We start from the raw sequence: 17,583 nt of genomic DNA, 5'->3' as shown, positions 1-17,583 counted from the left end.
CCAAAAACCTTGTCCTCCGAACTCTCGCCACGAAATGACACGAAAGTCGCTTCCCATCGACAAAAAAACACCCGAAATGTCGGGTGTTGTCTACTTTTTCAGCGTATATATTTTCTTCGGCCTGCCGCGCATAGCCTGTTGCTCCTCGCCTTTGTATTCCGCGAGATCCACTTCGCACAGACTGCCCATGATTCGCTGGGCATTTCGCACCGTCATGGACAAATACGCCGCGATGTCTGTTGTCGTGAATGATTTCCAGCCCATGCGCTGGACAAGCGCCCTCAGCTTGTAATACGTTTTGACGCTGACGTTGGCCTTGTTCAGTTTTTCCAAAAGCTCGCGGTCGTTCGAACGGTAGGCGTACTCCAGCTCCTCCGCTTCGCCCACCGATTCCATCATCACGCCGTTATCCTGCACGACCACAATCCCAAACTGCGGCCGTTCTTTGGCATGCTGGACCGCTTTTCGCGCATTGTTCTCCGCTGAAAAGGCCGTGTCTCCGAAGCCTACGCCGACTGCCACGGGCACATCCGCTTCCAGCGAAAGCTGCTCTACCGTATGCCGAAGCATCTCAATTTCCCGCTGGATCGCGCCGCGCGAACTGAAAATTTGATAGCGCCCGTTGCCGTTTGCCATCAGGGAGCCATCGAGCCGTTCGCAAAGCAGCAGCAAGATTTCCCTGATTTTCAGCTCCAGATGCTGGAGATGGAACCGCGTCTTCGCCCGCTCGGCAATTTTGTCAAACTGCTCCAGCTCAATGATTTCCACGCCGATTTGGGTATGCTTGAAATACGAACTTTTCGCTTTTTCGATGACGATCTTCATCGCCTGGCGAATTTCCATCTTCGTCATCAACACGCGATAGACCGGGATGCCTGCATCGCGCAATGCCCGTTCAACGGAAAACAAGGTCGTGAAAGCTCCCTGCGTCTTCCCCTCCCGCCACAGCGAGAGGTGGAACTGCGTAATGGCCTCCGGGTCGTAATGCTCGTCGTAGGTCATGACGTGCATTTCTTCCGCGGGAATATCCAGCTCCGACATGGCCTCGCGCAAATACGTCCCTTCCGAATCGATCATATCGACGGAGACACGCTTCACAACCTCGTCATGGTCGATCGACATCTGAATGAAGCAACGGTACAGATTGGAGCCGGTTGGCGGGCAGTAGACGATATTCGCATCCGGGCTCAGCACATTTTTGGCGATCGTAAAAGGAATCGGGCCAGAAAAAAACCATCCGTTAAACTCCGGATTATGCTCCTGCACAATCTGGCTCACTTCTCTCGCATCTTCATAGGTAAAAGGAACAAACTCGATTTCGTGCTCAAACTCATTGGCAACAGCCAGTATCCGCTCTACTGAAGGGGGCGGACCCACCACACCGATTTTATACATAAGGGCGTTTACTCCTACCTGGTTTGATAGCTGCTAAAATGATTAATTACCTCATTCTTATCATTTGCCGTGTGCTTTGTCTACTGCTGTCATCATTCTGCCCGCTAAATTAGTTAACTGCCTCATTGCTTTCACGAACATAAGTGTCTTCTACTATTAGCAGCAAATACTTTGTTAATCAGCTAAACGAAAAAATTTTTTACCGGGAAATATAAAAATTACCTTTGCTAAAAAAAACGCCAACAAATATTCTGAATATATGTTTCTATCATTTTCAAGGGGGATTTACATGAAAAAGGGCATTGCGCTTGCAACCTGTCTTACCTTGCTTTTCGGGGTAATCACAGGCTGTTCCAACTCTTCGACGCCTTCCCAGCCTGCGGGCCAAACCTCGCAACCCTCCGCCACACCGACTGAGGCTACAAAGACAGAGCCGATGGTGCTGCGGTGGAGCATCAACAGCGAGCCGCCTTCCATGGACCCTGGCATCGCCGTCGACGCCGACTCTTTCGACATGATTTACGCCGCTTTTGAAGGCTTGACCAGCTACGACCTGAACGGACAGCTGACCAATGCTACGGCGGAGAGCTTTACCAATACACCGGACTATATGAACTACACCTTCAAGATTCGCAAGGACGCCAAATGGAGCAACGGCGATCCGGTCACTGCCCACGATTTCGTGTACGCGATCAAACGCAATCTCGATCCCAAGACGGCATCCGAGTACGCCTATCAGCTTTACTACATTAAAGGAGGAGAGGAATACAATACGGGTAAAGGAAAAGCCGACGACGTAGGTGTAAAAGCGATCGACGATTACACCGTTGAGTTCAACCTGAAATCGCCTACTCCATTTTTCCGTGAGTTGACCTTCTTCCCGACGCTCTTCCCGCTCCATCAAAAAACAGTCGAGAGCAGCCCGAACTGGGCGGCAGAAGCGAAGACGATCGTGGGCAACGGCCCATTCATCATGGATACATGGGAACACAAAAGCAAAATCGTCTTCACCAAAAACCCGAACTACTGGGACAAAGCAAACGTGAAGCTGGATCGCCTGGAAATCTCCATGATCGAAGACAACAATACAGCTTTCTCCATGTTTGAAAATGGCGATATCGACTGGGGCGGCTATCCTGCTTCCACGCTGCCGACAGACGCGATCCCTTCCCTGAAGGACGCGGGCAAGCTGATGGTCGCTGACAACCCTGGCACACAGTCTGTCGTCTTCAATACGACCAAGCCGCCTTTCAACAACAAAAAAATCAGACAAGCCTTCGCTTACGCCATCAACCGTCAGGAAATCATCGACAACATCCTACAAACCGGCGTTCCTGCCGCCTACGGATGGGTGCCGACCTCGATGGGCCTGAAACCGGACGGCTACTTCAAAGAAGACAACGAAAAAGCGAAGCAGCTTCTGGCCGAAGGAATGAAAGAGCTTGGCCTGACAGCCTTCCCGACCGTGACTTACACGTACGACACTACCGACACGAACAAGAAAGTGGCAGAAGCTTTGCAAGACCAGTGGAAAAAAGTGCTCGGCGTAAACGTCAAGCTGTACAACGCAGAGTTGAAAGTGTACCGGGACATGCGCTCGCAAGCCAACTTCGACCTGATCCGCTTCCAATGGGGCGCCGATTTCAACGATCCGATCAACTTCCTGGAGATGTTCCGCGACAAAACAGGCGGCAACAACCATCCAGACTGGGAAAACGCCAAGTTCAAGGAGCTGATCGACAAGAGCTACAACGAGCCTGACCTCGACAAGCGCAAGCAAATTTTGCTGGACGCCGAAACGATTTTGATGGACGAAATGCCGCTCGCTCCGCTCAACTTCCGGGGAAGCCCGTATGTGAAGAACGACAAGGTGAAAGATTTCATCATCTTCCCGCTCGGCGGGGCGTACTTCAAGTACACATCCGTCACCCGCTAGCCGATTGCTCTTGCGTAAACAAACAGGCTGTACCTGTCTCTTCGACATGGCACAGCCTGTTTGCTTTGGCTTTTAGACGGTCACAGACGATTGTTGCTCTGTGCCGTTGTATACTTTTGTATCCAGCTCTTTGGTCGCCCTGCTCGTCAAAAGACCTGCTGTCATGCTTCCGCTCACGTTGAGCGCTGTGCGTCCCATGTCGATCAAAGGCTCGACAGAAATGAGCAAGCCCACAATCGCTACAGGCAGGTTCAGCGTAGACAGAACAAGCAGTGCGGCAAAAGTAGCTCCGCCCCCTACTCCGGCAACCCCGAAGGAGCTGAGAGCCACGACCACGATCAAGGTCAGGATGAAAGAAGGCGTCAGCGGATCGATACCCGCGATAGGCGCAACCATGATCGCCAGCATGGCTGGGTATGTTCCTGCGCAGCCGTTTTGCCCGATCGACAGACCGAACGAGCCGGCAAAGTTGGCGATTCCTTCAGGTACGCCCAGGTCTTGCGTTTGCGTTTTCACGTTCAGCGGCAATGCCCCTGCACTCGTGCGGGACGTAAAGGCAAAGGTCAGGACAGGGAACGCTTTTTTCACGTAAGTGACCGGATTCAGCCCGGCGAACGCCAGCATCAGCAAGTGCACGATAAACATGAGAATCAGCGCCGCGTACGAAGCGATGACGAATTTTCCAAGCTGCCAGATGGCATTGTAGTCGCTCGTCGCAGTCACCCGCGTCATGATCGCCAGCACACCGTATGGGGTCAGGCGCAAAATCAGCGTCACGACGCGCATGATGATCGCGTGAATCGCATCGACGATTTTGGAGAACAGTTCGGCCTGCTCCGGATTTTTCTTTTTCACACCCAAATAGGCGATGCCGATAATCGCGGCGAAAATAACGACGGCAATCGTCGAAGTCGCTCTGTCACCTGTCAAGTCCAGAAACGGATTGGCCGGGAGCAGCTCCAAAATTTTCGCGGGCAACGTCATGTTCTGGATGTCGCCAAGGCGTTGCTCTACTTGCTCGATGCGGGCGGATTCCGCATCTCCTTGCTGGAACTGCGCTCCGTCCAGATTGAAGGCAAAAGTGGAGGCAATCCCGATCGCTGCGGCAATCGCGGTAGTGCCTACCAGCAGCCCGATGATCAGCGAGCTGATTTTGCCGATGTTGTTGGACAATTTCATTTTCGTAAACGCAGCCAGGATCGAGATGAACACCAGCGGCATGACGATCATTTGCAGCAGCTTCACGTAGCCTTTTCCTACGATATTGAACCAGTCAATCGAGTCTTTCAAAATGTCCGATTTGACTCCGTAAGCAAATTGCAGCACAAGACCGAAGACAATCCCGAGCCCCAGACCGACAAATACCCTTTTGGAAAAAGAAATATGTTTCTTTTGCAAAGCGTACAAACCGCCAATGAATAAAAGCATAAGGACAATGTTGACAATCGTAAGTATCGTTGACATGTTTTCCCCTCCTGTTGCATCAAATACTCTCTCTGTCATAAGTATCGGCCTAGATATAGTTATATTACCAACAATCCCTACTGGTCAAGTAAGATTTTCGCAAAAACTGCCCAAATGTACACTTTCGTTCGTGCCGCTGATTTTGATTGTGCCCACGAAAAAAAGGAACCGCCACAGGGACGATTCCTTCCTGCTTTTATGCTACTTCGCCTGTTTGCTGAGCAAGTTCCACAGCCAGGTGAGGACGACCGCCCCGATGACCCCGGCAATGACGTTGAAGCCAGCCCACAGCCACAGCCAATCTCCCAACACCAAATCCCCAAGCCAGCTGCCCAGAAGCGCAGCGATGAGCGAAGCCCACCAGCTTGTTCCTGCCGCTTTACCTGTCATGATACTGTTCATTGCCCACCAGACAACGACACCGACGACAGCCCATACGAACCAGAACATTCGCACACACTTCCTTTCGCATGATGGTAACGCTTGCATAAGGGCTCTAAAAATGAAGAATATCTACTATAATCCTATGAAGGAAAAACGAAAATGTGCCTGACCACTTTTCTTTTCCCAAACAAAAAAACAATCAGCCCCCACGTTGCCCTGTGGTGCGACTGACTGTTCTTTTACAGAAATCCCATGTATTTAATTGGTGTACAGCTCTGCGCGGCGGTTTGCTACACTCGGCAGCTTCCCTCGCACGCGTTGAATCCGATCCAGATCCAATTCTGTGATCAACAAAGTTTCTTCTTCTCCGGCGCTGGCGATGACCACTCCCATCGGATCGACGAACATGCTGCGTCCCGCGAAGATGTTGCCTACCTGGTCGGCTGCGCATATGAACATCGTGTTTTCGATCGCCCGCGCACGCACCAGCGTCTCCCAATGATCCTCCTTCATCGCACCCGCTACCCAGCCAGCCGGCACAAACAAAATATCGGCTCCCTGCAAGGCAAACTGGCGGGCGATCTCCGGAAAGCGCACCTCGTAGCATACCATCAGCCCGATTTTGCCAAACTCCGTCTCCACCACCTGATACGGATTGTCGCCCGGCGCGATAAAATCGGATTCGATATAGGAAAATGCGTCGTACAGATGCGTCTTGCGATACGCGTGAATCAGCTCGCCCTCGCGATTGAGGAAGACTGTCGTGTTGTAAGCGCGATTTTCGTCGCCCTCGATCGATTCGAACACACCGCACACGACGTAAATCCCGTGCTGTCTCGCTGCTGCTGAAAGTCCAGAAACGAACGGTCCGTCCAGCTTCTCCGCCACCTCGGCTGGCGTCACACCCGACTTGGGCGTCGCTGGAGCGCTGTACATCTCAGGCAAAATGACAAAGTCAGCCCCCGCTTTTTTGGCCTTCTCGATATACTCTTGTGCTTTTTGCAGATTGGCCGCTTTGTCCATCGTCGCGGTAAGCTGTGCTATGGCTACTTTCATCGGTATCGTATCCCCCTGTCTCATCCCGTTCTTCTACTGCTAGTATAACGGATATTCGCCCAGTTCCAAGCAATAATGCTTTACCGACTGTCTTCCTTGTATATAATGGACTTGTCATCTTTTGTACACCCCAGCCACCAGGAGAGGTGAGTCTTATGTCCATCCGCGTCAAGCTGCTGCTCTCCTACACGGGGATGCTGGTCATCAGTTTGCTCATGTTTTTTCTCGCAGCCAGCCTGTTTACGATTGCAGCGACAGGCGACATTCACAGCTTTCGCGATTTTTATAAAGTGCACTATCAGCTCAACCCGCTCACCGAACAAGAGGAGTCGATTTTTCTCGAACTGAAATACTTCGCCAAAAACGAGCCGGATAAGCTGCTCGACAAGTCGTTGCTGCAAGACTACGACTTCAAGCTCAAAACGGTACGCGCTGGCCTGTATGTGCGCAGGGAGAGCAACCAAGTGTTCGAATCGCTCACGTTCAACCAGCCGGAGCTGGAAAAAAGCCTGCCTCCCTACGACCTGAACAACAGCCAGATTCGCAACACGTTCAACATCGGGGAGCGCTTTTACGCCTACGCCAAGTTCGATTTTCTCTACTCGGACGGGGCAAAAGGCAGCGTGTTCGTCATTCGCGAGCGCAGTCCGTTCAGCGAAGTAACCCGCAGGCTGCTGCCGATTCTCGTCTGTCTGCTGCTCGGAGTGCTCATCGTCGCCAACGTGCTGCTGTACCGCTGGATTACCCGCAGCGTCGTCAAGCCGCTGGACAGACTGCGCCACTCTGCGGAGAACATCAAGGAAGGCAACCTCGACTTCGCCCTCCCGGAGAGCAGCAAGGACGAAATCGGTCAGTTGAACGAAGCGTTCGAGAACATGCGCAGACGGTTGCAAGAGTCCGTACAGCTTCGCTTGCAGGATGAGGAGAGCCGCAAAGAGCTGATCTCCAACATCTCGCACGACCTGCGAACGCCGATTACAAACATCAAAGGCTACATCGAGGGCATTCGGGACGGCGTCGCAGATACACCGGAAAAAATGGATAAGTACGTCAACATCATTTACGCCAAAGCAGTCGATCTCGACAAGCTCGTAGACGAGCTGTTCCTCTACTCCAAGCTCGATCTGAAACAGGTGCCGTTTACGTTTGAGCCTGTTGATATTACCAGCTTCCTGGACGACTGCATCGACGAGCTGCACTACGACCTGGAGGAGAAAGGCATCCGCCTGCAATGGGAACAACGCCCGCAGGAAAGCGTCGCGGTTATCGCCGATCTGGAAAAAATCAAGCGAACCGTGCTCAACATCATCGAAAACGCCCAGAAGTTCATGGACAAACCGGATAAACACATTCTCGTTTCGGTAATGGCTGACCCGAACTGGGCGACCGTTGAAATCAAAGACAACGGAATCGGCATTCCCGAAGAAGCCATTCCTCACCTTTTCGAACGGTTTTACCGAGCCGAGCAATCGCGCAATTCCTCGACGGGCGGCAGCGGCCTCGGTCTTTCCATCGCGCGCCAGATCATCGAAGGACACGGCGGCGAGATTTGGGTGAAAAGCAAGCAAGGCAGCGGCACGAGCCTGTTTTTCAGCTTGCCGCGAATGAATCAGCAAGGAGGAGCCGACACATATGACGACGCGCATCCTCATCATTGAAGATGAGACGACAATCGCCCAGTTGGAACGCGATTATTTTGAACTGAACGGGTTTCAGGTCGACTTGTGCCACACCGGAAACGAAGGCTTGCAGCTCGCCTTGCACGACGACTACAGCCTGATTATCGTCGATTTGCAGTTGCCCGGCATGGACGGCTTCGAACTGTGCAGCCGAATCAGACAGGCGAAAGAAGTGCCGATTTTGATCGTCTCTGCCAAAAAAGAAGAAATCGATAAAATCCGCGCTTTCAACCTCGGAGCCGACGATTACATCACCAAGCCATTCAGTCCAAGCGAGCTGGTGGCCCGCGCCAAAGCTCACCTGACGCGCTACGAACGGCTGACATCCCACAAGGAGCCTGCAGCCAAGTCCGAGATTCACATCCGCGGGCTGGTCATCGACAAAGCTTCGCGCCGGGTGTTCGTGCGCAACGAAGAAGTCATTTTTACTACACGAGAGTTTAATTTGCTTGAATTTTTGACTACGCATCCGAACCGGGTGTTCAGCAAAAACGAGCTGTTTGAACGCATATGGGGGATGGATTCCAGCGGAGATATCGCAACCGTCACCGTGCATATTCGCAAGCTGCGGGAAAAAATCGAGGTCGATCCGTCCAATCCGCAATATATCGAAACCGTCTGGGGTGCCGGGTACCGTTTTACCGTCTGAGCATTTCAGGCGGTTTTTTTATCTTTTTTTAAGAACCTTTTTAGAAACTGTTAATCTCGCGTTTCTCGGGAGTTTAGACCCCTCGTCTATCATACAGGTAAGCCAAACAGAAACACCTAACCTGATCTTGACCGAGGAGGACTATACATGAAAAAGGTATCCAATAAACTGGCAGCTGTGCTGCTCGCTACTACTCTCGGAGCGACATCCCTTCCCTTCGCCGCTTTGCATGCACAGGCAGCAGCCGCTCCGCTCAGCGCCGGGGAAATCCAGCAAGCCGTCAGCAAAATGACCCAGCTTCGCGTCATGCAAGGCTATCAAGACCGCTCGATGGGCATCCACCAGCAAGTCACCCGCGCCGAGCTGGCGAAAATGATCGCACTCACATTCGGCTTGCAAGGCAAGGCAGAGCAAACCGTCAGCTTTTCCGATGTGAACCCGGGCGCATGGTATTACAACTACGCTGCCGCACTGGTTGGCAAAGAAATCATGCAGGCGAAAGACGGACGTTTTGACCCACAAGGAACGGTGACAAGCGCCGAACTGGTCGAGATCGTCTCCAAGGCGCTCGGACGCGATACGAAATCCGTTCAACATTGGGCAGAACGCCTCTCCTCCACCAACGGAAGCGTCACCCGCGGCGAAGTTGCCTTCCTTTTGCAAACCGCTCACAAAGCGATCCCTTCCGCCAATGCGAAAGTGACCAGCGTACGCGCGCTGAATGCCATCACCCTGATCGTCACCTTTGACGCGCCACTGACGGCGCAAGATGAAGTATTCGCAAAAGCCAAGGAAGACTTTGCTTTCAACGACGGTCTGACCTTGACCAACATGCCGCGTCTGAAAACTGGCTCTGTCGCAACCTATATCGTGCCGACTTCCGTACAAAAGCCTGGGACAGTTTACACGTTGACCTACAAAGGGAACAAGGCAGGAACTTTTGCTGGCAACGTAACGAAGCTTGACATGACCCAGGCAAGACAGGTGACAAACGACACATTTGAAGTCGAAGCACTGAAAGCAAACGGGGTCGTCGACTACGGATACATCATCTCCGCTTACAGTGCAGGACGTGGCGCAAACGCCTTTGTGCTTGACGACAGCAACAGCGCAGACGGCAAAACGTATCAAGTCATTTCGTCCATGCAGGCAAGACAAGTGACAATTACTCCTGCTGGCGGCGAGCCGATTATCGCGAAATACGTGCCATTCACACAATCGACTGACGGAGTCCAGGAGCCAAAATTCCGTCTGCCGGAAGGTCAAGTATTGAAACCGGGCGTCACGTACACCGTCACATCTGACTGGGCCAATATCGCCAACCCGACTTTTGTCGCCCAGGAAGTCGCTCCGCTTGCGTTGAGCGAAGCAGAAGCGCTCAGTGACACATCGATTTCCGTTACCTTGACTGCCGATCCAAAAGACGAGCTGTTCTCCGGCCGCAGTGTAGAACTGACTTCGGCAGATGGCGAAAAGCTGCTCGCCACCTACAAATATTCCAGCCGCAAAGGGGCAACAGGCGTGTTTGACCTTCAGCAAGATGGTAAACTGAAAGCAGACACAACCTATACGGTAACACCTGTCGGCGATTGGGCTGGCAAATCCCAGGCCAAGCTGACAGTCGAATAAGCCGCTGGATATGCTGGCAATGAAAACGAAAGAAAGGGGCGGGTTCGCCATGCTGCAAGCAAGCTTTTTGACTATCGCCCTGTTCCTGTCAGGCTGTGCGGCCAACATGGACACCCTGCTTGCGAGCGGCGAGCAGCAAGCGACCCAGGTGGTGAAAGAAGAAATGGACAAGCGAAACCAGGCACTGCTTGCAGCAGTCAAGCAAGGAGACAAGGAAACGATCCAAAAGCTGCTTGCTGACGGAGCTGACATCAATGCAACAGATGAGCGCGGCCGCACTTCAGCCATGATCGCCGTGCACACGGATCAACTGGAAGTATTCAACCTACTGGTGGAACATGGCGCCAACATCAACATTCGCGATGACCGCTCCGACAATCCGCTGCTGTATGCCGGGGCAGAAGGCAAGCTGGACTTCGTGCGGGCAAGCATTGCCGCAGGGGCCGATACGACGATCACCAACCGCTTTGGCGGCACCGCCCTCATCCCTGCGGCTGATCGCGGTCATGTAGAAATCGTCCGCGAGCTTTTAACCACCTCTGACGTCAACATCGACCACGTCAACAACCTCGGGTGGACGGCCTTGCTGGAAGCAGTCATCCTCGGAGATGGCGGCAAAAAGCATCAGGAAATCGTCCAGCTTTTGATCGAGCACGGCGCGAACGTGAATCTGGCGGATTCCGACGGGGTCACCCCTCTGTCGCACGCGAAAAAACGCGGCTTCCGCGAGATGGTCGACATGCTCGCAAAAGCGGGCGGAAAGTAAGCGACCTCCTCTGCGCTTCATCCAGCCAAAAAGGACAGGAACGTCAGTCACGCTGGCGCTCCCGTCCTTTTTTTCTTGCTGCTTCCCTAGTCCAAAAGACTTGCTTTCTCCCAAAACTTTTTCCCCACTCGCGCGTCTTATACTAATAATATCCAATATTCAAGTGCCCCTGGCCTTGCATTCCCTACATATGATTGAATCTTTCGAATAGGAGTCGGCGTAACATGAATACTCTCGCAAACGTATCCATGCTGGAAACAGACAAGCCCATTCGCAAAGCGTCACCAGACATCGATCCTCACATCGAAATGTACAAGCTTTTCCTCACTTCCAAAGAGGCCATCGAAATCCATATCAGCAATGTGACGCACCCGTCCTCCGGTATTGAAGTGTACGATATGCACGGAACGAAACTGTGCGAAGTCCGCTACACGCCGGGAGGCAGCCTCATCCTGCCTTTTTTTCCTCCGGAAGACGGCTTTTATTACATTAAGCTGACCATTGGGCCAGACCCTGACCCGCAGCATTCCTGCCAGCTTCACGTGGACAAGTACGTCCGCCTGTGCGGAACTATGGAAGATGATCGCGAGTTTACTGCCGCTGGCGGGCCGTACATGATTGGTCCGACAGACGTTACGATTCCCGCAGGCGTCTGCGTCAGCTTCGAAGCTGGCGCCTCCATCAATGTCCGCTGCCAGCACAAAATCATCGTCGAGGATTACGGCTCCATCGCGTTCAACGGACAAAAAGATACGCCTGTCGTCATCATCGGAGCCATCGACAACGGCACGGCTCATCACTGGGGCCAGCTCGTCTTGTCTTCCCAAGCCAAGAGCAGCTTCACGCATATTCTTGTGCAGTACGACAACGATGAAGACGGCGTCGATTTTCTCGCCTCCTCTTCGCCGTTTGTCGCCCGTTCCACCTCGATCGAGCAGTTTCAGGCAGACATCGCCAAAACCAGCTACCTGGAAAGAGCCATCGTCGTTCCCCCGTCCTCCCGGCTCGCTTTCATCAAAACCTGGTTTCAGCAGTCCAGCCCTTACCGCTTCCATTTGCTTGGCGATCTGCTGCCTTTCGAGCTGTACTTCGGGATTGACGTCACGACTTTTGCCCACTGGGAAACGGAGACGAAGCGGGTCAACGAGCACCGCTCCCAGGCCGGAGACGTGAATTACTGGGACTTCGTCAATGGCAACTTTACGGCTGACCTGCTGGAAGCGACACATCTTTTTTCCAACAACCAGCAAAGCTCGGAGCCGCGCATCCAGCGGCTGATCGACTTCTTGCTGCTTGCCCAAAGCTGGCGACAAAAGCACGGCTATTTCAAATGGTACGACTTGATCGACCCGTTCAGCGAGCACGATCAGGATTTTTTCAAGACGTTCGAGGAAATGTCGTCCTCGTTCTGGTTGGCGCACAACACGTCGATCATTTACTGGGATACGATTGCCCGCGACTTGGGAATCTGGCAAAAAGAAGACTTTTTTGAACAGCAGTTCATCAATTCCGTCATCGTGCGCCTGCATTTCGCAGCCGATTTGCCGTTCTCGCTCACCGGGTACGGGAACAACATTCCGCCTGTCGGCTTTCTCGGCATCTCCATTCATTACGGGCCGTTCCGTTACCCAGAGCAATATCCGGCTCCCGGGCCGGAATTTGATGTGAACTACGGCCAGCTTTCGACAGCGGAGTATTTGAAGTTCATGCTGGAATCGTTGCTCAAAGGCCAGACCAATCCTGTCTATACGTGGTGGATTCCTACTCAGGCAGACAGAGACTTGTTCCACATCCTCAACGAAAAAGGCATATCGCTCGAATCCCCTCCCGAAGACTGGGATCGGGAATTTATCCAGCCCGCCCAGAAGACGCTGGACGAGATCCGGGCGCATTATCTCGGTCATTTCCAACTGGAGCATGTGCGAAGCTCCACGGCATACGTGCAAGCCCAGCAAGTGTTGGCTACCTCCTGAAACGGAGTGGGCAGCAAAACAAAAAAGATGAGCAGACATACAGGCGGTGCAGCACCTGTTGTCACGCTCATCTTTTCTTATTGCCCATGCTTGTTACACGCTTTGCAAAAACCAGCGCACAGCACGACTGATCAGTACAGGCAAAACAGAGATATGGTTTTCCCGGGCAAACTGTTCAAAAGACACGTTCAGCCCGCAATCGCCAAACACTCCCAGTCGCTCGGCCACACCTCGCGCATGCTCGTTGATTCGCGTCGGGTGAGTCTCTTCCTCTTCGCCAACTCCGATGAACAATTGTTTTGGCTGGCCGCCGCGCTGCAAGCGGGAGACAAACTCCTGCTCCTCCGCCAAAATCAGCCGCTTGTACCAATCAATCGATGGACTTCCGGCTATGTAGGCGAAAAATGCATCCGGGCGCGTGTACAAAGTATGCAGGGCGAACAATCCTCCCAGCGAATGACCGAATATGGCCTGGCGCTCGCGATTGATTGCGACCATGCTCTCCACCACGGGCCGAACCTCTTCCAATACGAAGCGCAAAAAGTCGTCCGCTCCGCCCTGCCGCGGCCACTCTCCCCCTCGGGAAAAAGGCGGAAGCTCGTCAATCGGCATAGGCAAGGAGTAATCGGTAAACCGTGCAGTGGCAAAAGGAATCTCCTCGTCGTAACCGAGCCCTACGACGACGGCTGGACTGCCTTGGCCATTCCGGCTTCTGCCTTGCAGACGAACCGCCTCCACTACCGTTCCGATCACCGAATTGGCATCCAGCACATACATGACCGGAAACCCTGCTTCTGGCGCCTCTCCTGGCGGCACTGCCAAATAGATGCGATATGCCTGCCCGCTGCCAGTCGCTGTCATCGTCAACTGCTTCGTCCAGGGAATGCCCGCTGTTTTCCACTCCAGCTCACTCATTGGTTCAACGTCTGCTCAAGCGTATCGAGCAGAAGCTCCTTGCCGATCGGCATGTAAGCCTGGTTGTAGTACGGATTTGCTGGCAGGTAGTAAATTTTCCCGTTTTTGTATGCTTTCAGCCCTTGCCATACAGCGGAATCTTTGTAAGCTTGCTCGCCGCCTTCCGGGTGCAGGAGCACGATGCGGTCCGGGTTGATCGTCGTGATGCCTTCCAGCGTCAGGAGCACCATCGTCTTTTCCTTCGTGTCAGGCGACGTCGCTGGCTTCGGCAGTCCCAGATCATCGTAAAGCACCGAGCCTGCCCCTTCGCTCCCCAACAAATACGGCCCTTTTTTGTGCGCCAGGAAGATGGAGAACGACTCATTACCTGATTTCGCCTTGATTTGCTCGCCGATTTTTTTCGCTTTGGCATCGTAGTCAGCCAGCCATTTTTGGACGTCCTGTTCTTGTCCGAGAATCGTGCCGACTTCTGTAAACCGCTCCCGCCACTGCTCCAGGCTGTTTTTCAGCACGACGACAGGCGCGATTTTTTTCAACTGCTCGTAAATTTTTTCCTGTCTGGCATTCATGATGATCAAATCAGGCTCAGCCGACATCACTGCCTCGATATTGATCGTGTCCATCATGTAAAAACCGACGATCTTGGAATCTTTCAGCTTGTCCCGCACATAGAGCGACGGCTTCTCATGGTCGTATGAATCCGTGTTGGCAGTAGCGACAGGCGTATGCCCCAAAATCAGCAATTCCTCGGAAGCGCCGGAAATATCCGCAATCCGTTTGGGATGAGCCGGAATCTCCACTTCCCCTTTTGCATCCTGGACTTTTCTGGTCTGGCTCGCTTCCGCTTGCACAGGCTCCTCTTTTGGCGCTGCTGCCTGGCCGCATCCGACAACTGTCGTGGCGAGCAAGATGAGCATAAATGTATGCATAAGTGCCCGTTTCATTTGTATCCTCCCTGCAATTCATCGTTGATAATGATTTTCACTAGGAGGATTATAAACGGTTTGCTCCACGCCCGACCATAGACAATCCTGCCATCTAATTTGGATGATACTGCGCGAACAGCCGCAAGCTCTCCTCCATGATCCGTTCATGGCCGATCGCGGAATATTCCAGCCACGGATCAGGCGTCACCTCGTATACGTGCCTGTTTTGTACGGCTTTCAAGGAAAACCATTGCTCTGTTTTTTGCAGCTCGCTCCAAAAATCCCGCGATGGCTGATCCTTTTTCACGATCACGATCAAGCGGTCGGCATGATAGTGACATAATTCATCCAAGGTGATTTGCTCGTAGGCAAAAAGCGACTCCACTTGGGCAACAGGCCGGAGCTGCAAATCGCTGTACAGTACCGACCCGGTGCGCTGGCTGCCGCATACATACAGCGTAGACTGGTTCACGTAGAGCATAAGCAGGGAGTCGTCGCCAATCGCCCGCCGGAGCGTCTCCCGTGCGGCTGCCGATTTTTTGTCGTAAGCCAAAAGCCACTGCTCGGCCTCCTTGTCCCTGCCGAGATACTCGCCGATCATTTGCAAGTGCACGCGCCAGTCTTTTTCTTTCCACGGGATAAACAGGGCATTCGCCATATGTCCCAGCTCTTGCTTCACAGTCTGATCGAGATAATCGCTCGTAATGATCAGGTCAGGGCTGAAATGGCGAATCGCCTCGCGATTGACCGCCCAGTTTTCTGCCACAAACGGATCGCGCAAATGAACGGGGATATCGATGGCGTACTTTTGCCGATAGTACGCGGACCACTTGGGATCAAGCGGCGCGGCGCCGGGAATCGTCTGCAAAGCCAAAAGCTGTCCGGTAATCGCCGTATGGTACGTCGCGACTCTGTGCCGCCTGCTTTTCATGTAGACAGTAGGCGCCACTCCTTGCTGCTGCTTGAATTTCCGGCTGAAATAACACTCGTCGCTGAAGCCGACCTGTCTGGCGATTTCCCGTACCCGCTCCCTGCCTTCGCCCATCAACTGCTTTGCCTTGTTGATCCGCAACTGGTTCACGTAATCCATCGCGCTTTTTCCGTAAGTCTTTTTAAAAAGATGCATGTAATAGTAAGGGCTTAAACCAGCCATGGCGGCCAATTTCTCAATCGTCCAGCTTTCCTGGTAGTGGTTGTCCAAATACAGCCGCGTCTGCTCCAATGTCTCCAGCGAATCCTCTACGGGTGCGCTGTCTGCATGGACTGCCAACTCGTACATAAGCTCCTGAAACCACGCCTGCGCCCGAAAGCGACTCCGCTCGTCCGCCTGCTGCCACACATCCTCCATCGCACGACAGCGGGTGAACATGGATGACGGAGCTGTGCATGCCATGCGACCAGCCAACGGCCAGATCGCACGCCGCAGCGTGATCGTCTCATCGTCTTCGCCCTCCTGCTCGCGATACGCATCAAAAGCGAACACATGCAGGCTTAACTGCCGGAAAGATTCTATATAGAAAGAACACCGCTGCCCCGGGAGAAGCACCCACACGTCTCCTTCCTTGACGGGCTGACATTCGTCGTCTGTCTCCATCGAGCCTTTGCCGTCCAAGACGACGATCAGTCGGTGCTTGTTGTCCAGTTCTTGACCCGCGTGAGGGATATCCTGTTTGATTCTGATCTCTTCACAATGCCGCAGCTTCATCCACAAGCCTTGAAATGACTCGCCCCTGCTGTTCCCGTTGCTTCGCTTGCTCTGCATAGCTGGCTGCCACCGTCCTTTAGCTCTTATGCTCCCATTATGTTTGATAATGATTATCACCGTCAATGCAAGAAAAAAGCCCTCACTGCTCAGCGCGGGCTTCCTGCAAAAGACTTGCTAAAAAATACAGCCTTAGTGGCGAATAATATTTTTTCCGTAGTAAATCTCGTCCATCTCCAATTGCAGCCGCTCGGTTATTTCCAGCTGTTCTGCTGGCGTCAGCTTGTCTTTCGTATAGCCGAACAAGTAGTTGTTGAGATCGAACTGCCTGCGTTTGCATTTTGTATGGAAAATATTGTCCTGATAAACGTTGACATCGATCATGTGGAACAGTTCTTTGATTTCCTCGGGAATATAATTTTGAATCGAGCTGATGTCGTGATCGATGAACAGCTTGTAGCCGTGAATGTCCCGAGTAAAGCCGCGCACCCGATAATCGATCGTCATCAAATCCGTATCAAAAGAACGAATCAAGTAATTGAGCGCCTTTAGTGGTGAAATCTCGCCACAGGTGGAGACGTCGATGTCTGCGCGAAATGTGCTGATTTCCTCATCTGGATGGTATTCCGGATAAGTATGGACGGTGATATGGCTTTTATCCAGCTGCAACACAACGTTCTCAGGCAACGGGCCTGGCGATTCCTCGTACGATTCCGTCGGCACCTCCACCACAGGGCCTTCGGAAACCAAAAACGTCACGCTCGCCCCTTGCGGCACATAATCTTGCTGCGCCACATTCAAGACGTGCGCGCCAATGATTTCCGAAACATTTTTCAAGATGCTGGTCAGTCGCTCGGCATTGTACTGTTCATCTATGTACTCGATATACGCTTCCCGCTCGGCCTTCGTTTTCGTATAGCAGATGTCGTACATGTTGAAGCTGAGCGATTTCGTCAAATTGTTGAAGCCGTGCAGCGTAATATGCTGATCGTTCGTTTGTTCCAAGTGTCGTGTCCTCCCCTGCGATGAGCGAATTTCCGCCATGATTTCCTTTTTTCAGCTTGCCCATTCCTTCCCATAAAAATCATCGGATGCAGCACGATATGCTG

14 protein-coding genes are annotated in these 17,583 nt (G+C 52.8%); 6 read left to right on the top strand and 8 right to left on the bottom strand.

Translation table 11 applies throughout. The annotated features are described in order from the left end of the window. Positions 1–90: 90 nt before the first annotated feature. Positions 91–1,395 carry a hypothetical protein gene (locus NST23_RS04220; protein WP_122966293.1) on the bottom strand — a complete coding sequence of 435 codons (1,305 nt, stop codon included), beginning with the start codon at positions 1,393–1,395 and terminating at the stop codon, positions 91–93. Positions 1,396–1,684: 289 nt separating this feature from the next. On the opposite strand from NST23_RS04220, the gene NST23_RS04215 reads away from it, so the two are divergent. Next, positions 1,685–3,331, top strand: a complete 1,647-nt coding sequence (locus NST23_RS04215) for a peptide ABC transporter substrate-binding protein (protein WP_340963187.1) — start codon at positions 1,685–1,687, stop codon at positions 3,329–3,331. A 72-nt stretch (positions 3,332–3,403) separates the two neighbouring features. Here the strand turns inward: NST23_RS04215 and NST23_RS04210 are convergent, their stop codons facing one another. The 3 genes from NST23_RS04210 to NST23_RS04200 all read right to left on the bottom strand — a co-directional run bounded on the left by NST23_RS04210 (position 3,404) and on the right by NST23_RS04200 (position 6,235). After that, positions 3,404–4,795: an L-cystine transporter gene (locus tag NST23_RS04210; RefSeq protein ID WP_122966296.1), complete on the bottom strand. Its 1,392-nt coding sequence runs from the start codon at positions 4,793–4,795 to the stop codon at positions 3,404–3,406. A gap of 201 nt (positions 4,796–4,996) precedes the next feature. Continuing rightward, entirely contained in the window at positions 4,997–5,245 is a 249-nt protein-coding gene (locus tag NST23_RS04205) for a hypothetical protein (RefSeq protein ID WP_122966297.1), read from the bottom strand. 192 nt (positions 5,246–5,437) lie between these two features. Then, complete coding sequence (locus tag NST23_RS04200; RefSeq protein WP_122966298.1) at positions 5,438–6,235, bottom strand: carbon-nitrogen hydrolase family protein; 798 nt, start codon at positions 6,233–6,235, stop codon at positions 5,438–5,440. 155 nt (positions 6,236–6,390) lie between these two features. On the opposite strand from NST23_RS04200, the gene NST23_RS04195 reads away from it, so the two are divergent. The 5 genes from NST23_RS04195 to NST23_RS04175 all read left to right on the top strand — a co-directional run bounded on the left by NST23_RS04195 (position 6,391) and on the right by NST23_RS04175 (position 12,931). Next, positions 6,391–7,893 (top strand): sensor histidine kinase, encoded by a 1,503-nt coding sequence (locus NST23_RS04195; RefSeq protein WP_173597143.1) that lies wholly within the window; start codon positions 6,391–6,393, stop codon positions 7,891–7,893. After that, positions 7,868–8,563: a response regulator transcription factor gene (locus NST23_RS04190; RefSeq protein ID WP_122966300.1), complete on the top strand. Its 696-nt coding sequence runs from the start codon at positions 7,868–7,870 to the stop codon at positions 8,561–8,563. Before NST23_RS04195 ends, NST23_RS04190 begins: the two co-directional genes overlap by 26 nt. 147 nt (positions 8,564–8,710) lie before the next feature. Next, positions 8,711–10,192, top strand: a complete 1,482-nt coding sequence (locus tag NST23_RS04185) for an S-layer homology domain-containing protein (protein ID WP_173597145.1) — start codon at positions 8,711–8,713, stop codon at positions 10,190–10,192. Positions 10,193–10,241: 49 nt separating this feature from the next. Continuing rightward, positions 10,242–10,958 (top strand): ankyrin repeat domain-containing protein, encoded by a 717-nt coding sequence (locus NST23_RS04180; RefSeq protein WP_370641102.1) that lies wholly within the window; start codon positions 10,242–10,244, stop codon positions 10,956–10,958. Positions 10,959–11,182: 224 nt separating this feature from the next. Beyond that, positions 11,183–12,931: a hypothetical protein gene (locus tag NST23_RS04175; RefSeq protein WP_122966302.1), complete on the top strand. Its 1,749-nt coding sequence runs from the start codon at positions 11,183–11,185 to the stop codon at positions 12,929–12,931. Between the two features lie 93 nt (positions 12,932–13,024). On the opposite strand, the gene NST23_RS04170 is transcribed toward NST23_RS04175, so the two are convergent. The 4 genes from NST23_RS04170 to speD form a co-directional block, all read right to left on the bottom strand. Next, positions 13,025–13,846: an alpha/beta hydrolase gene (locus tag NST23_RS04170; protein ID WP_122966303.1), complete on the bottom strand. Its 822-nt coding sequence runs from the start codon at positions 13,844–13,846 to the stop codon at positions 13,025–13,027. After that, a complete protein-coding gene (locus tag NST23_RS04165; protein WP_122966304.1) occupies positions 13,843–14,790 on the bottom strand; it encodes an ABC transporter substrate-binding protein in 948 nt (315 codons plus the stop codon). The genes NST23_RS04170 and NST23_RS04165 overlap by 4 nt, the downstream gene beginning before the upstream one ends. Before the next feature lie 94 nt (positions 14,791–14,884). Then, positions 14,885–16,534 carry an AraC family transcriptional regulator gene (locus tag NST23_RS04160; protein ID WP_340963186.1) on the bottom strand — a complete coding sequence of 550 codons (1,650 nt, stop codon included), beginning with the start codon at positions 16,532–16,534 and terminating at the stop codon, positions 14,885–14,887. 132 nt (positions 16,535–16,666) lie between these two features. Beyond that, entirely contained in the window at positions 16,667–17,518 is an 852-nt protein-coding gene (speD, locus tag NST23_RS04155) for an adenosylmethionine decarboxylase (protein ID WP_370641094.1), read from the bottom strand. Positions 17,519–17,583: the final 65 nt, after the last annotated feature.

This window comes from Brevibacillus sp. FSL K6-0770 (genome assembly GCF_038000275.1).
Lineage (GTDB): Bacteria > Bacillota > Bacilli > Brevibacillales > Brevibacillaceae > Brevibacillus > Brevibacillus parabrevis.
This window is presented reverse-complemented; position numbering and strand designations above follow the sequence as displayed.

What these genes read in the sequence shown, in the direction of transcription:
- NST23_RS04205 (WP_122966297.1), bottom strand. Translation starts at nt 5,245, where the DNA reads ATGTTCTGGTTCGTATGGGCTGTCGTCGGTGTCGTTGTCTGGTGGGCA.
- speD (WP_370641094.1), bottom strand. Translation starts at nt 17,518, where the DNA reads ATGGCGGAAATTCGCTCATCGCAGGGGAGGACACGACACTTGGAACAA.
- NST23_RS04200 (WP_122966298.1), bottom strand. Translation starts at nt 6,235, where the DNA reads ATGAAAGTAGCCATAGCACAGCTTACCGCGACGATGGACAAAGCGGCC.
- NST23_RS04220 (WP_122966293.1), bottom strand. Translation starts at nt 1,395, where the DNA reads ATGTATAAAATCGGTGTGGTGGGTCCGCCCCCTTCAGTAGAGCGGATA.
- NST23_RS04210 (WP_122966296.1), bottom strand. Translation starts at nt 4,795, where the DNA reads ATGTCAACGATACTTACGATTGTCAACATTGTCCTTATGCTTTTATTC.
- NST23_RS04215 (WP_340963187.1), top strand. Translation starts at nt 1,685, where the DNA reads ATGAAAAAGGGCATTGCGCTTGCAACCTGTCTTACCTTGCTTTTCGGG.
- NST23_RS04175 (WP_122966302.1), top strand. Translation starts at nt 11,183, where the DNA reads ATGAATACTCTCGCAAACGTATCCATGCTGGAAACAGACAAGCCCATT.
- NST23_RS04165 (WP_122966304.1), bottom strand. Translation starts at nt 14,790, where the DNA reads ATGAAACGGGCACTTATGCATACATTTATGCTCATCTTGCTCGCCACG.
- NST23_RS04180 (WP_370641102.1), top strand. Translation starts at nt 10,242, where the DNA reads ATGCTGCAAGCAAGCTTTTTGACTATCGCCCTGTTCCTGTCAGGCTGT.
- NST23_RS04195 (WP_173597143.1), top strand. Translation starts at nt 6,391, where the DNA reads ATGTCCATCCGCGTCAAGCTGCTGCTCTCCTACACGGGGATGCTGGTC.
- NST23_RS04190 (WP_122966300.1), top strand. Translation starts at nt 7,868, where the DNA reads ATGACGACGCGCATCCTCATCATTGAAGATGAGACGACAATCGCCCAG.
- NST23_RS04170 (WP_122966303.1), bottom strand. Translation starts at nt 13,846, where the DNA reads ATGAGTGAGCTGGAGTGGAAAACAGCGGGCATTCCCTGGACGAAGCAG.
- NST23_RS04160 (WP_340963186.1), bottom strand. Translation starts at nt 16,534, where the DNA reads ATGCAGAGCAAGCGAAGCAACGGGAACAGCAGGGGCGAGTCATTTCAA.
- NST23_RS04185 (WP_173597145.1), top strand. Translation starts at nt 8,711, where the DNA reads ATGAAAAAGGTATCCAATAAACTGGCAGCTGTGCTGCTCGCTACTACT.